Raw genomic sequence first — 13,790 nt, forward strand, 5'->3', positions numbered from 1 at the left:
CCCTTGCCGGACACCCTCTCACCCCTTCTCCCTCTCTAGGGGGGGGGGGGGGAAAAAGGGGGAACGCCCGGGGAGCATCGTGCTCCGCGGCCGTCCGCCGTGCGGGAGGGGCCGTCCGGTTGACGCCAGGCGGTCGTGCCAGGCGGTGACGCCAGGCGTGGAGGCGTCAGGCGGCCGGTGGGGTGGGCGGCTTCGGCGGCGTGGGACCCTGGCCGTCGCCCTGAACCGTGCCCGGGCCCGCGGTGCCGCCGTCGTCCTTGTGGGCGATCCGCCCCAGGGCGTCCTTGGCCTTGCCGGTGCCCGACTCGATCTTGGCGCTGTACTTGCCCTTGGTCTTCTCGTCGACCACCTTCGCGGCCCTCTCCAGGCCGTGGTCGATCTTGGCCTCATGCTGCTGCGCGAGATCCGAGACCTTGTCCTTCGCCGGGGCGAGCTTGGCCTTCAGTGAATCCAGGAGACCCATGGGTCACCTTCCCTCCGGTGAGTCCTTCTGCCAGGCCCTGTCGCCAGGTACCTCTACTTCCGGGCGCCTTCTCCGGCCTCGTTGTCCGCGGCCTCCTCCGCAGACTGCTGCTTCGGAATCTCCACGACCTCCACGGCCTCGGCGACCTCCGTCACGGCTTCCCCGTCGCCCGCCTCCGACACGTCGGCCGACTGGTCGGTCGAGCCCCCCTCGGCCCCGTCCTTCGTCCCGGCCCCGGTGGTCTCGTCGCTCCGCGCCCCGGCCTCCGCCTCCTCCGGTGCGTCCGTCACGACGACAGCCTGGGCCTCCTCCGTCGACGCCTCGGCAGCTTCCTTGCCCTTCCGCCGAAACATTGCAAAAACGCCCATTTCCACTCCATAGCGTACTCGTGTGGGAAAAGCCCCGCGGCGCCCGGGGCGCCCTGTTGCGCCACCCGGTGCAGCCGGTACGGAAACCGGCGGTCGGAACCTCGCAACTGGCAACGAACCCGGTTGCGGGCCGTCACGTCGCTCGTTCGGGGACCGGTCGAGAGGTTTGCGAGACTGTGACGGTGAGAAGTGCAGCTCCCGCCCCGCGGGTCATCGCCGTCGTCGGTCCCACAGCGGCCGGAAAGTCCGATCTGGGTGTATTCCTCGCCCAGCAACTGGGCGGCGAGGTCGTCAACGCCGACTCGATGCAGCTCTACCGAGGGATGGACATCGGTACCGCCAAGCTGACGCTCGAAGAGCGCGGCGGCATCCCGCACCACCTCCTCGACATCTGGGACGTGACGGAGGCCGCCAGCGTCGCCGAGTACCAGCGCCTCGCGCGCGCCGAGATCGACCGCCTGCTCGCCGAGGGCCGTACCCCGATCCTGGTCGGCGGCTCCGGACTGTACGTACGCGGCGCCATCGACGCGCTCGAATTCCCGGGCACCGATCCGGCCCTCCGCGCCCGCCTGGAGGCCGAGCTGGAGGAGCGGGGCTCCGGCGTCCTGCACGCCCGCCTCGCCGAGGCCGACCCCGAGGCCGCCCGCGCGATCCTGCCCAGCAACGGCCGCCGCATCGTCCGGGCCCTGGAGGTCATCGAGATCACCGGCAAGCCCTTCACGGCCAACCTGCCCGGCCCGGACCCGGTCTACGACACGGTGCAGATCGGCGTCGATGTGGCCCGCCCCGAGCTCGACGCGCGCATCACCACGCGCGTGGACCGGATGTGGGAGGACGGACTCGTGGACGAGGTGCGCACCCTGGAGGCGCGAGGACTGCGGGAGGGGCGTACGGCCGCCCGCGCGCTCGGCTACCAGCAGGTGCTCGCGGCGCTCGCGGGGGAGTGCGCGGAGGACGAGGCGCGCGCGGAGACCGTACGCGCCACCAAGCGCTTCGCGCGCCGCCAGGACTCGTGGTTCCGGCGCGACCCGCGGGTCCACTGGCTGAGTGGAGCGGCGGAAGACCGCGGGGAACTCCCGCGAAAGGCGCTGACGTTGGTCGAACGAGCGGTCACAGCCTGATCACGTGATGGCATCGGGACGCCACGCCCGTCATTCCAGGGGTCTCTGGCGTGCCATCATCGAGCATCGATCGACCAAGTGGAGTCCGAGTGGGAGGGCGCGTGGCGATGGAGGCCGGCCCTCGCGACAGAGAACAGCACGAAGCGGTCACGGGCGAAGCTCCGGGTGAAGCGCCCGGTTTGAGCCCGGACGGTCCGGACGACGCCGAAGGCACGTCCGTCGAGGTCGACCCCGACGAGGTCGAGGTCGAGCTCCGGCCGCAACGCCGCCTCCGGATCTGGCAGCTCGCACCCATCGTGGGCCTCGCCGCCCTCGGCTCGCTGATGTTCGCCTTCCCCCTGGCCTTCGGGTCCGGCGACGGCGGCGCCGTCGTCGCCATGCTCGGCCTGCTGATCAGCTCCTGCGCGGCCGGCTGGGGCATGATGGCCGCCCGCAGGGTCGGATCAGCCTGGCCGGGGCTCCCGGCCCGCGGCTCCGGTGAGCGGCCGAACTGGCGCGTGATCGCCCTGTACGTGTTCTTCAGCGCGCTCCTGGTAGCCCTGGCCGTCTGGCGCGTCGCCCGCCTCCGCTGAGGTCACCGGTCACCCCTGAGGTCACCTCGCCCGAGGGGTGGATCTTCGGGCGACTGTCCGACCTGACCCGTACAGTTGATCCCGTGACCAGCACACAGACCCCAGCCATCGCCTTCCTCAAGGGCCACGGGACCGAGAACGACTTCGTGATCATCCCGGACGCCGACAACGCCATCGACCTTCCGGCCGCCGCCATCGCGCGGATCTGCGACCGACGGGCCGGAATCGGCGGTGACGGTGTGCTGCGCGTCGTCCGCAGCGCGGCCCACCCCGAGGCCCGTGCCATGGCCGGCGAGGCCGAGTGGTTCATGGACTACCGCAACGCGGACGGCTCGGTCGCCGAGATGTGCGGCAACGGCGTCCGTGTCTTCGCCCGCTATCTGGAGCACGCCGGGCACGTCACGGCCGGCGAGGTCGCCATCGCCACGCGCAGCGGGGTCAAGCACACCCACCTGGACAAGGACGGCTCCGTCACCGTCTCCATGGGCCGCGCCCGGCTGCCCGAGGAAGGCGTCACCGTCACCGTCGACGGCCGCAGCTGGCCCGCCCGCAACGTGAACATGGGCAATCCGCACGCCGTCGCGTTCGTCGAGTCCCTCGACCACGCCGGCGACCTGTTCACCGAGCCCCCGTACGCCCCGGCCGAGGTCTTCCCCGACGGTGTGAACATCGAGTTCGTCGCCGACCGGGGGGCGCGCCACGTGGCCATGCGCGTACACGAGCGCGGTGCCGCCGAGACCCGTTCCTGCGGCACGGGCGCCTGCGCCGTCGCCGTGGCCGCCGCCCGCCGGGACGGCCTCGACCCCGCCGTGAGCGGTGAGCCCGTCGCGTACACCGTGGACGTCCTCGGCGGGTCGCTGACCATCACCGAGCACCCCGACGGCGAGGTGGAGATGACCGGTCCGGCCGTCATCGTCGCCGAAGGCACGATCGACCCGGCCTGGCTCGGCGGCCACTGAGCCTCGGAGATCTCGACACCGGGGTACGTCGACACCGCGGTGCCGAGACCGGCATCGGTAAGCACCGAACACACCCGACGGACACATTCGAAACAGTCAACGACTGATCCTTCGCTCGAATGGGTGATCCGTTTCACGCTGGGCGAGAGCGGCACTGCGCCACGTGGTGGGGTCGGTAGCATCAAGCACCGGCCCCGCGGGCACGCCTTGCCCGTCCACCGCCGGTCGACGTCGCCGGAGGTGCCCCATGAGTGCAGAGGCCACCGACCCTGTGAGCGCAGCGGAGGCCGTGGGTCCCGACGCTCCCAGCCGCAGCCGCGGCCGCGCGGCGCGCGCGAGGCTCGACCTCCGCCGGCTGGGCCGTGCGGCCCTGGTCGGCCCCACGACCAGGGACCGGTTGCCGGACGCCATCGGTCATGTGGCGGAGGCCCATCGGGCCCACCACCCGGACGCCGACCTGGCCGTGCTGCGCCGCGCGTACGTCCTGGCCGAGTCCTCGCACCGCGGACAGTTCCGCAAGAGCGGTGAGCCGTACATCACCCATCCGCTCGCGGTCACCCTGATCCTCGCCGAACTCGGCGCCGAGACCACGACGCTGACCGCCGCACTGCTCCACGACACAGTGGAGGACACAGAGGTGACGCTCGATCAGGTGCGGGAGCAGTTCGGCGACGAGGTCGCCTATCTCGTCGACGGTGTGACCAAGCTGGAGAAGGTCGACTACGGCGCCGCCGCCGAACCCGAGACCTTCCGCAAGATGCTCGTCGCCACCGGCAACGACGTCCGCGTCATGTCGATCAAACTCGCCGACCGCCTCCACAACATGCGCACCCTCGGCGTGATGCGCCCCGAGAAGCAGGTCCGGATCGCCAAGGTGACCCGTGACGTCCTCATCCCGCTCGCCGAACGGCTCGGCGTCCAGGCGCTGAAGACCGAGCTGGAGGACCTCGTCTTCGCCATCCTCCACCCCGAGGAGTACGAGAACACCCGCGCCCTCATCGCCGGGAACACCGGCGCCGGCGACGCCCTCGCCACCATCGCCGACAGCGTCGCCGCAGTCCTGCGCGAGGCGGACATCGGCGCCGAAGTCCTCGTCCGTCCACGGCACTTCGTCTCCGTCCACCGCGTCCGCCTCAAGCGCGGCGAGCTGCGGGGGAGCGACTTCGGACGGCTCCTCGTCCTGGTGGCCGAGGACGCCGACTGCTACGCCGTCCTCGGTGAACTCCACACCTGTTTCACCCCGGTGATCTCCGAGTTCAAGGACTTCATCGCGGCTCCCAAGTTCAACCTGTACCAGTCGCTGCACACCGCCGTCGCCGCCCCGGACGGGGCCGTCGCCGAAGTCCTCATCCGTACGCACCAGATGCACAAGGTCGCCGAGGCCGGCGTCGTCGCCCTGGGCAACCCGTACACACCCCCGACGGGCGGTGAAGGTGTCGAACCCGCCGACGAGGGCGAGCGCGCCGACCCCACCCGCCCCGGCTGGCTCTCCCGGCTCCTCGACTGGCAGCAGTCCACCCCCGACCCCGACACCTTCTGGACCTCGCTGCGCGCCGACCTCGCCGAGGACCAGGAGATCACCGTCTTCCGCGCCGACGGCGGCACACTCGGCCTGCCGGCCGGGGCGAGCTGCGTCGACGCCGCGTACGCCCAGCACGGAGCCGCCGCCCACGGATGCCTGGGCGCGCGCGTCAACGGCAGCCTTGCAACGCTCAGTACGGTTCTGAACGACGGCGACACCGTCCAGCTGCTCCTCACCCAGGACGCCGCCTCGGGGCCGTCTCCCGAGTGGCTGGAGCATGCCCGTACACCCGCTGCGCGGATCGCGATCACCGCCTGGCTGCAGGCGCACCCGGAAGCCGTCCGGGCGCCCGAGGCCGACCCGAGGCCACCGGCCTCCGTCACCGCCGACCGGCGTTCGGGCGCCAAGCTCCACGCCGACCTTCCCGGCGCTCCGACCGCCGCCGTACGCCCGGCCGGCTGCTGCACCCCCGTGCCCCCCGACGCGATCACCGGCTTCCAGGTGCGGGGCGGATCCGTCACCGTGCACCGCATCGGCTGCGCAGCCGTCGGCACGATGAGACGCCTGGGGCGCGCACCCGTCACCGTCCGCTGGGGCGACACCGCCGAGTGCCGCGTCACGCTCGTCGCCGAGGCCTTCGGCAGGCCCCGTCTCCTCGCCGACCTCACCGAGGCCATCGCCGGCGAGGGCGTCGCCGTCGTCTCGGCGACCGTCGAGCCCCCGAGCGAACAGCGCGTCCGGCACACGTACACCCTGCAACTCCCGGACGCGGCCGGACTGCCCGCCCTGATGAGGGCCATGCGTGACGTCCCGGGGGTGTACGACGTGAGCCGCGCCCGGCACCCCGCCACGCACGACGAGTGACGTCGGCGCGCGCGGGACAGACGTCGTCGGCGCAGCGGTGACGTCACAGGGACGGCGCGGGCGGGGATGACACGGCACGGGGACGGCGCGGCACGGGGATGACACGGCACAGGGGGTTGCGGGGCACGGGTATGGCGCGACACAGGGGGCGACGGGGCACAGGGATGACGTCAGCACGGGGGTGACCCCTTCGGGTGGCGGGTGAGCGCGCCGTCCGGGGGACCGGTGGTGGCACTGGTAGCCGTAGCCCATGCCGCTCACACCCCGAAACCCCTCCCCACGCGCGCGGTGGATGCGCGCCGCCGTCCTCGTCGCCGCGTCGGCCGGGCTCGTCGCCGCCGCCCTCCCCGCGCCGACGCCTCTCGGCATCGGAGACCCGCTCTTCCCTCACCTCGGCAACCCCGGCTACGACGTCCTCTCGTACGACATCTCCCTCACGTATCCGGGTGAGAACACCGAACCGCTCGCCGCCGTGACCCGGATCGAGGCCGTGGCCACGGCCGACCTGGAACGCATCAACCTGGACTTCACGCACGGGACGGTCGAGTCCGTCACGGTCGACGGGGCGCCCGCGACCTTCCAGCCCAGCGGCGAGGACCTGGTGATCACCCCCGTCACGGCGACGGAGAGCGGCGAATCGATGACCATCGCCGTCACCCACACCAGCGACCCCACCGGCCCTGCCGACGCCGGTGGCTGGATCCGCACCGGCGACGGCCTCGCCATGGCCAACCAGGCCGACGCCGCCCACCGGGTCTTCCCCTCCAACGACCACCCCTCCGACAAGGCCTTCTTCACGTTCCGGATCACCGCGCCCAGTACGCTCACTGCCGTCGCCAACGGCCTTCCGGCGGGCCGGACCATCGACGGACCCACCACGACCTGGACCTATCGCACGGCCCACCCCATGGCCACCGAACTCGCCCAGGTCTCCATCGGCCGCACGACCGTCGTCCACCGCGCGGGCCCGCACGACCTGCCGCTGCGGGACGTCGTCCGCACAGCCGACCGGGACCTCCTGGAGCCCTGGCTCAAGCGCACTCCCGCCCACATGGAGTGGATGGAGGACCAGGTCGGCCGCTACCCCTTCGAGACCTACGGGTTGCTGGTCGCCGACGCGGCCACGGGCTTCGAGCTGGAGACCCAGACCCTGTCTCTCTTCGAGAGAAGGCTCTTCACCGAGCCCGGGTTCCCGGAGTGGTACGTCGACTCGATCATGGTCCATGAGCTGGCCCACCAGTGGTTCGGCAACAGCGTCTCGCCCCGCACCTGGTCCGACCTGTGGCTCAACGAGGGGCACGCCAGCTGGTACGAGGCGCTGTACGCGGAGGAGACCGCCGGGCAGTCCATGGAGCGGCGCATGAAGGCCGCCTACGCCTCCTCCGACGCCTGGCGCGCGGACGGCGGACCGCCCGCCGCACCCGAGCCGCCCACGCCCGGGCAGAAGATCAGCCTCTTCCGGCCGGTCGTGTACGACGGGAGCGCGCTCGTCCTCTACGCGCTGCGCGAGGAGATCGGTACCGAGGCCTTCCAGGATCTGGAGCGTCGCTGGGTGAGTGAGCACCGGGACGCCACGGCCACCACCGCCGACTTCACCGCGCTGGCCTCCGACGTCGCCGGGCGTGACCTCACGTCCTTCTTCGCCGGATGGCTGTATGCCGAGAAGACCCCGCCGATGCCCGGCCACCCGGACTGGCGCTCTCGCCCGGCGGGCGAGGCGCGCGGCGCCGCGAAGGCTCGGTAACCCGGATGACGGGCTCGGGCCGACCGTGTCACCATCGTCAGGTCGACGACGCGGCCGGCCCGGGAATCTTTCCGTGCCGTCACACGTTGTGATCGACGCAACCACTTCCCATCGACGTAAGGATCAAATGACCTCCTCTTCATCCCCTTCCCAGGACGAGCAGAGCTTCGCGGACGCGAGCCGCACCGAGAGCCTTCGGGCCGATGCCCTGATGGAAGAGGACGTCGCCTGGAGCCACGAGATCGACGGAGAGCGGGACGGCGATCAGTTCGACCGCTCCGAGCGCGCCGCCCTGCGGCGCGTGGCGGGCCTCTCCACCGAACTCGAGGACGTCACCGAGGTCGAGTACCGGCAGCTGCGCCTGGAGCGCGTCGTGCTGGTCGGCGTATGGACCTCGGGGACCGTGCAGGACGCGGAGAACTCCCTCGCGGAGCTCGCCGCCCTCGCCGAGACGGCGGGTGCCCTGGTGCTCGACGGCGTGATCCAGCGCCGTGACAAGCCGGACCCGGCGACCTTCATCGGCTCCGGCAAGGCCCGTGAGCTGCGGGACATCGTGCTCGAGTCCGGCGCCGACACCGTCGTCTGTGACGGCGAACTCAGCCCCGGCCAGCTCATCGCCCTCGAAGACGTCGTCAAGGTGAAGGTGGTCGACCGGACCGCCCTGATCCTCGACATCTTCGCCCAGCACGCCAAGTCCCGAGAGGGCAAGGCGCAGGTCGCGCTCGCGCAGATGCAGTACATGCTGCCGCGACTGCGAGGCTGGGGTCAGTCGCTCTCCCGCCAGATGGGCGGCGGTGGCGGTGGCGGCATGGCCACCCGTGGTCCCGGTGAGACCAAGATCGAGACAGACCGGCGTCGGATCCGCGAGAAGATGGCGAAGATGCGCCGGGAGATCGCGGAGATGAAGACCGGCCGTGACATCAAGCGGCAGGAGCGGCGCCGTCACAAGGTGCCCTCGGTCGCCATCGCCGGCTACACCAACGCGGGCAAGTCCTCCCTGCTCAACCGGCTGACCGGCGCGGGCGTGCTGGTGGAGAACGCCCTGTTCGCCACCCTCGACCCGACCGTGCGCCGGGCCGAGACGCCCAGCGGCCGGGTGTACACCCTGGCCGACACCGTCGGGTTCGTACGGCATCTGCCGCACCACCTCGTCGAGGCGTTCCGCTCCACGATGGAGGAGGTCGGGGACTCCGACCTGATCCTGCACGTGGTCGACGGCTCGCACCCGGCTCCGGAGGAGCAGCTCGCGGCCGTACGCGAGGTGTTCCGCGACGTCGGCGCGGTGAACGTGCCGGAGGTCGTGGTCGTCAACAAGGCGGACGCGGCCGACCCTCTCGTCCTGCAGCGGCTGCTGCGGGTCGAGCGGCACGCGATCGCGGTCTCCGCCCGCACGGGCGAGGGCATCGAGGAGCTGCTCGCGCTCATCGACGCCGAGCTGCCGCGGCCACAGGTCGAGATCGAGGCACTCGTGCCGTACACGCAAGGCGGTCTCGTCTCCCGGGTGCACGCCGAGGGCGAGCTGCTCTCCGAGGAGCACACGCCCGAGGGCACGCTGCTCAAGGCGCGTGTGCACGAGGAGCTGGCGGCGTTCCTGACGCCGTACGTTCCGGCCGCTCACTGACCGGTTCGCTCACGCGACAGCCGGAAGGCCCCGCCCCGACGAGGGGGCGGGGCCTTCCGCATGGAGTACGCCGAGCTCAGGACTGGCAGGCACGGATGCCTCGGACCGGGTCCGAGCCCCTTGCGTCAAGCACGCCGGGTCAGCGGGCGAACTTCTTGCTCACCATGTCGTGCGCGTTCTTCGCGCCCCGGCCGAGCTGCGGTCCGGCCAGCCAGCCGTTGCCGCCGGCCGGGCCGATCGAGGTGTTCGACACCAGCGCGGTCGACCCGTTCGGCAGCGCGCGGAACCAGCCGCCGCCGGACGAACCGCCGGTCATCGTGCAGCCGATGCGGTACATGGTCGGCGTGGCCGGCGCCGTGGTGAACCGCGTCGCCCGGTCCAGGCACTTGTGCATGATCAGACCGTTGTACGGAGGCGCCGCCGGGTAGCCCCAGGCGCCCATCGTTCCGGCCTGCGCCGCCGTCGGCGCCGAGAAGTCGATCGGCAGCGCGGCGCCGACGGTCTCCTCCAGGGACTTCTTGCCCTGGGCAGGCTTCACATGCAGCACGGCGTAGTCGTACGGCCAGGCGGCGTTCGTCCCACCACGCTGGATCCACTCGCCCGAGGTCACCGCCCAGTCGGCCCAGTACTGGCCGTAGGGCGCCTCCTCGTGCGGCTTCGCGTTGCGCAGCGCGGACGGCGACTTGCCGAGGTCGTTGTAGGCCGGGACGAAGGTGATGTTGCGGTACCAGCCGCCCCGCTGACCCGCGTGGACGCAGTGGCCCGCGGTCCACACCATGTTGGACTTCCCGGGCCTGCGCGGGTCCTTCACGATCGTGCCCGAGCAGACCATGTGACCCTGGGGCGAGTCGAAGAAGATCTTGCCGACCGGCGCCGCGTTGCGGTGGTACGGAGTCTTCTCCCGCTGGGCCCGAACGGGCCGCGGCGTGGGGTCGCTGCCCCCGGCGCCGGCCGCCGTGGTCATCGTCTGGTCCGGGCTCTTGGCGGACTGCATCCGCTGGGAGTCCCAGAGCCCCTCGATCACCGGGTTGACGAAGTCCTCGGCCTCACGGAGCCACGTGTCCTTGTTCCAGTTCTTCCACTCGCCGTCCTTCCACTTGTCCGGGTCGACGCCGTGCTTCTTCAGCTTGTCGGCGAGATCCTGGGGAAGTGCGGAGTCGCCGCCTTCGGTGGCGGGGGCACTCGTCTCCGCCGCGGGCTTGTCGGCCGCCGGTGTCTCGGTCGGGCCGCAGGCGGTGGCGGTCAGCGCGAGCGCCGAGGCCAGCGCGGCGAAGGTCGGTATGAGTCGTGCGGAACGCATGAGTTGAGATTCCCCCAGATGATGTTTCCCGCGCCCGGGCGACGCCACGGACCGATGCCACGGTCGCGTTGCCATGGACGCGTCACTTGCGGTGCAGAGTATGCCCGGAGACAGGGGCGGGACCCCGCAGGGTCCCGCCCCTTGGACACCGGCTGCCCAGGGCCTCTCGTCTGGATCGTGCCGGGCTCGCCTGCCCTGGTGCCTGATCCGGCCTGATCCAAACGGAAGACCCTATCGGCCGGCGTACTTCTTGCTGACCTCGTCGTAGATGCCCTTCGCCTCGACGCCCAGGCGCGGACCGGCCAGCCAGCCTGCCGTCACCGGGCCGATCGAGGTGTTGGACACCAGCGTCGGCCGGCCGTCCTTGCCGGCGGCCACCCAGCCGCCACCGGACGAACCACCGGTCATGGTGCAGCCGATGCGGTACATCGTCGGCTGATCGGTCTTCACGGAGAGACGGCCCGGCTTGTCCTTGCACTGGTACATCTTCTGGCCGTCGAACGGCGGGCCCGCGGGGTAGCCGGTCGCCTCCATGTTCGCGATCTTCGACACGGCGGGAGCGTTGAACTCCACCGGAAGCGCCGAACCGACCGTCTCCTCCAGCGACTTGCCGGTACTGCCCTTCTCCGGCGTCACATGGATCACCGCGAAGTCGTACGGAGCACCCTGACCGCCGGTCGCCGCCCCCTGGGAGATCCACTGCTCGGAGGTCTGCGCCCAGTCACCCCACCACACGCCGTACGGCGCGACCTGCTCGCGGGTCGCGTTCTCCAGCTGCGCGGTCGAGAGGGCCTTGTCGTTGTACGAGGGCACGAAGGCGATGTTGCGGTACCAGCCGCCCTTCTTGCCGGCGTGCACGCAGTGGCCCGCCGTCCAGACCATGTTGGACTTGCCGGGGTTGGCCGGGTCCTTCACGACGGTGGCCGAGCAGACCATCGACCCCTCGGGGCCGTCGAAGAACACCTTGCCGGCCTCCGGGGCGTTGGAGTGGTACGCCGCCGGGACACCCTTCGCCCTGACCGGCGTGGGGGTCGGGTCGGTCACTCCCTTGTCACCCGAGATGTCCTCCTCCTCGACCGGCTTGTCGGGCCGCTGCGCGTCCCGCATCCGGTCCGGGTCCCAGAGGTCCTCGATGATCGGGTTGACGTAGTCCTTCGCCTCACGCAGCCACTTGTCGCGGTCCCAGTTCTTCCACTCGCCGTTCCTCCACTTGTCCAGATCGATCCCGTGCTCCTTGAGCCGGTCCTTGAGGTCGTCCGGAATCGTGATCTTGTCGCCGGTGGACGGGCTCGCGGGAGCGCTGGGCTTGTTGCCGGCGTTCTCCTCGGTCGGGCCGCAGGCCGTCGCCGTCAGCGTCAACGCCGCGACGGCGGCTGCCGCGGCCAGCAGCGGACGAATCGATCGCATCTCGTGATCCCCCTGGGACTACGTCAACTTGTGCATGAGTGAACAGTGATGGCGCCGTGACCGGCGCCGAAGTGCGGCCCCACTATGCCGGTGCCGGAGGGGACGGTACCGGGCAGGTCCACGGTTCCGGTCCTCGTACGGTCGTTGCCTGGCCGTGATCCCGGACACGACAAGGATCTTGAGATTGCCCCGTGATCCTTGGCAGTTCCCGTCGTTGGTACGTACGGGGGACACGGAGGAGGCGCTCAGGGCTGCCCTTCGCAGGGTGGAGCAACGTGCCGATGTGCAACGCAACTGTTACAGCGGGAGGACACCGAGCCGTGGCCGTGACCGAACCAGCTCCGGCCGTACCGTCGGCCGCGCAGGCGCACCAGGGTGAACGGAGGACCGGAGAGGGGGGCGCCCTCGAAGGCATCCTGCGCCGCCAGTCGTTGCGCGAATCGTCGGCGCGCACCTACGCGCGCTCACTGCCGATCGTTCCCGTGCGGGCCAGAGGGCTGACCATCGAGGGCGCCGACGGCCGGCGCTATCTGGACTGCCTCTCCGGTGCCGGGACCCTGGCCCTCGGGCACAACCACCCGGTGGTCCTCGAAGCGATCAAGAAGGTGCTCGACTCCGGGGCTCCGCTCCATGTCCTCGACCTCGCCACCCCGGTCAAGGACGCGTTCACCACGGAGCTGTTCGCCACGCTGCCCGCCGGACTCGCGGACAACGCGCGCATCCAGTTCTGCGGACCGGCAGGCACGGACGCGGTCGAGGCCGCACTCAAACTCGTGCGCACGGCCACCGGCCGCAGCGGGCTGCTGAGTTTCACCGGCGCGTACCACGGCATGACGGCCGGTGCTCTGGACGCCTCGGGGGGAGCGACGGACGTACGGGTCACCCGGCTGCCCTACCCGCAGAACTACCGCTGCCCCTTCGGCGTCGGCGGCGATCGTGGCGCCGAGCTGGCCGCGCGCTGGACGGAGAACCTCATCGACGACCCCAAGAGCGGGGTCACGCATCCGGCCGCGATGATCCTCGAACCGGTGCAGGGGGAGGGCGGCGTCATCCCCGCCCCCGACGACTGGATGCGCCGCATGCGGGAGATCACCGCGGCCCGGTCCATCCCGCTCATCGCCGACGAGATCCAGACGGGCGTCGGCCGCACCGGCGCCTTCTGGGCCGTCGAGCACAGCGGCGTCGTGCCCGACGTCATGGTCCTCTCCAAGGCCATCGGCGGCTCCCTCCCGCTCGCGGTCATCGTCTACCGGGCGGAACTCGACGCCTGGGAGCCCGGCGCGCACGCGGGCACCTTCCGTGGCAACCAGCTCGCCATGGCCGCCGGCGCGGCCACCCTCGCGTACGTACGGGAGAACCGGCTCGCCGACCGCGCCGCCACCCTGGGCGCCCGGATGCTCGGCCGCCTCCAGGGACTCGCCGCCGCCCACCCCTGCATCGGCGACGTACGCGGCCGCGGGCTCATGATCGGCGTCGAGCTCGTGGACCCGGACAGCCCCGGCGACGACGCCGGCGCTGCACCGGTCGACCAGGCCCTCGCCGTGGCCGTCCAGCAGGAGTGCCTGCACCGAGGTCTCATCGTCGAACTCGGCGGCCGTCACTCGGGTGTCGTCCGCCTCCTGCCTCCGCTCACCCTCACGGACGAGCAGGCCGAGGCCGTCCTCGACCGCTTCGCCGACGCCCTGGCCGCCGCCGAACGAGCCCACCGTCCGCGCCCGCACGCCGCCCATCTCAGGAACGCCACAGGAACCGCCGGAACCACAGGAACCGCCGGAACCACCACAACCACCGCAACCACCGCAACCACCGGACAGGCCGCGCCGACCGGGCCGTCCCACTGACCCGGACC

The 13,790-nt window shown here is 71.3% G+C and carries 11 protein-coding genes; 7 read left to right on the top strand and 4 right to left on the bottom strand.

Features of this window, described 5'->3' with window-relative positions; all coding sequences use genetic code 11:
- Positions 1–166: 166 nt before the first annotated feature.
- Positions 167–463 (bottom strand): antitoxin, encoded by a 297-nt coding sequence (locus ACFUJR_RS23795; protein WP_383168572.1) that lies wholly within the window; start codon positions 461–463, stop codon positions 167–169.
- 53 nt (positions 464–516) lie between these two features.
- Positions 517–831, bottom strand: a complete 315-nt coding sequence (locus ACFUJR_RS23800) for a hypothetical protein (protein ID WP_383168569.1) — start codon at positions 829–831, stop codon at positions 517–519.
- 182 nt (positions 832–1,013) lie between these two features.
- Between ACFUJR_RS23800 and miaA the strand changes: the two genes are divergently transcribed.
- The 6 genes from miaA to hflX all read left to right on the top strand — a co-directional run bounded on the left by miaA (position 1,014) and on the right by hflX (position 9,234).
- Positions 1,014–1,952, top strand: a complete 939-nt coding sequence (gene miaA / locus ACFUJR_RS23805; protein WP_383168566.1) for a tRNA (adenosine(37)-N6)-dimethylallyltransferase MiaA — start codon at positions 1,014–1,016, stop codon at positions 1,950–1,952.
- A 107-nt stretch (positions 1,953–2,059) separates the two neighbouring features.
- The gene (locus tag ACFUJR_RS23810) at positions 2,060–2,524 is read left to right on the top strand and encodes a hypothetical protein (RefSeq protein ID WP_383168578.1); all 465 of its coding nucleotides are present in this window, start codon (positions 2,060–2,062) and stop codon (positions 2,522–2,524) included.
- A gap of 83 nt (positions 2,525–2,607) precedes the next feature.
- Positions 2,608–3,483, top strand: a complete 876-nt coding sequence (gene dapF / locus ACFUJR_RS23815; protein ID WP_383168563.1) for a diaminopimelate epimerase — start codon at positions 2,608–2,610, stop codon at positions 3,481–3,483.
- 247 nt (positions 3,484–3,730) lie between these two features.
- Complete coding sequence (locus ACFUJR_RS23820; RefSeq protein WP_383168560.1) at positions 3,731–5,869, top strand: RelA/SpoT family protein; 2,139 nt, start codon at positions 3,731–3,733, stop codon at positions 5,867–5,869.
- Positions 5,870–6,119: 250 nt separating this feature from the next.
- Entirely contained in the window at positions 6,120–7,613 is a 1,494-nt protein-coding gene (locus ACFUJR_RS23825) for a M1 family metallopeptidase (RefSeq protein ID WP_383168557.1), read from the top strand.
- 127 nt (positions 7,614–7,740) lie between these two features.
- Entirely contained in the window at positions 7,741–9,234 is a 1,494-nt protein-coding gene (gene hflX / locus ACFUJR_RS23830; protein ID WP_383168554.1) for a GTPase HflX, read from the top strand.
- Between the two features lie 139 nt (positions 9,235–9,373).
- Here the strand turns inward: hflX and ACFUJR_RS23835 are convergent, their stop codons facing one another.
- Positions 9,374–10,534 carry a trypsin-like serine peptidase gene (locus tag ACFUJR_RS23835; protein WP_383168550.1) on the bottom strand — a complete coding sequence of 387 codons (1,161 nt, stop codon included), beginning with the start codon at positions 10,532–10,534 and terminating at the stop codon, positions 9,374–9,376.
- A gap of 231 nt (positions 10,535–10,765) precedes the next feature.
- Complete coding sequence (locus tag ACFUJR_RS23840) at positions 10,766–11,941, bottom strand: trypsin-like serine peptidase (protein WP_383168546.1); 1,176 nt, start codon at positions 11,939–11,941, stop codon at positions 10,766–10,768.
- Positions 11,942–12,261: 320 nt separating this feature from the next.
- On the opposite strand from ACFUJR_RS23840, the gene ACFUJR_RS23845 reads away from it, so the two are divergent.
- Entirely contained in the window at positions 12,262–13,782 is a 1,521-nt protein-coding gene (locus ACFUJR_RS23845; RefSeq protein ID WP_383168543.1) for a diaminobutyrate--2-oxoglutarate transaminase family protein, read from the top strand.
- The last annotated feature ends 8 nt before the right edge of the window (positions 13,783–13,790 follow it).

The sequence above is a fragment of the Streptomyces sp. NPDC057271 genome (assembly GCF_042668715.1).
Classification (GTDB): Bacteria; Actinomycetota; Actinomycetes; order Streptomycetales; family Streptomycetaceae; genus Streptomyces.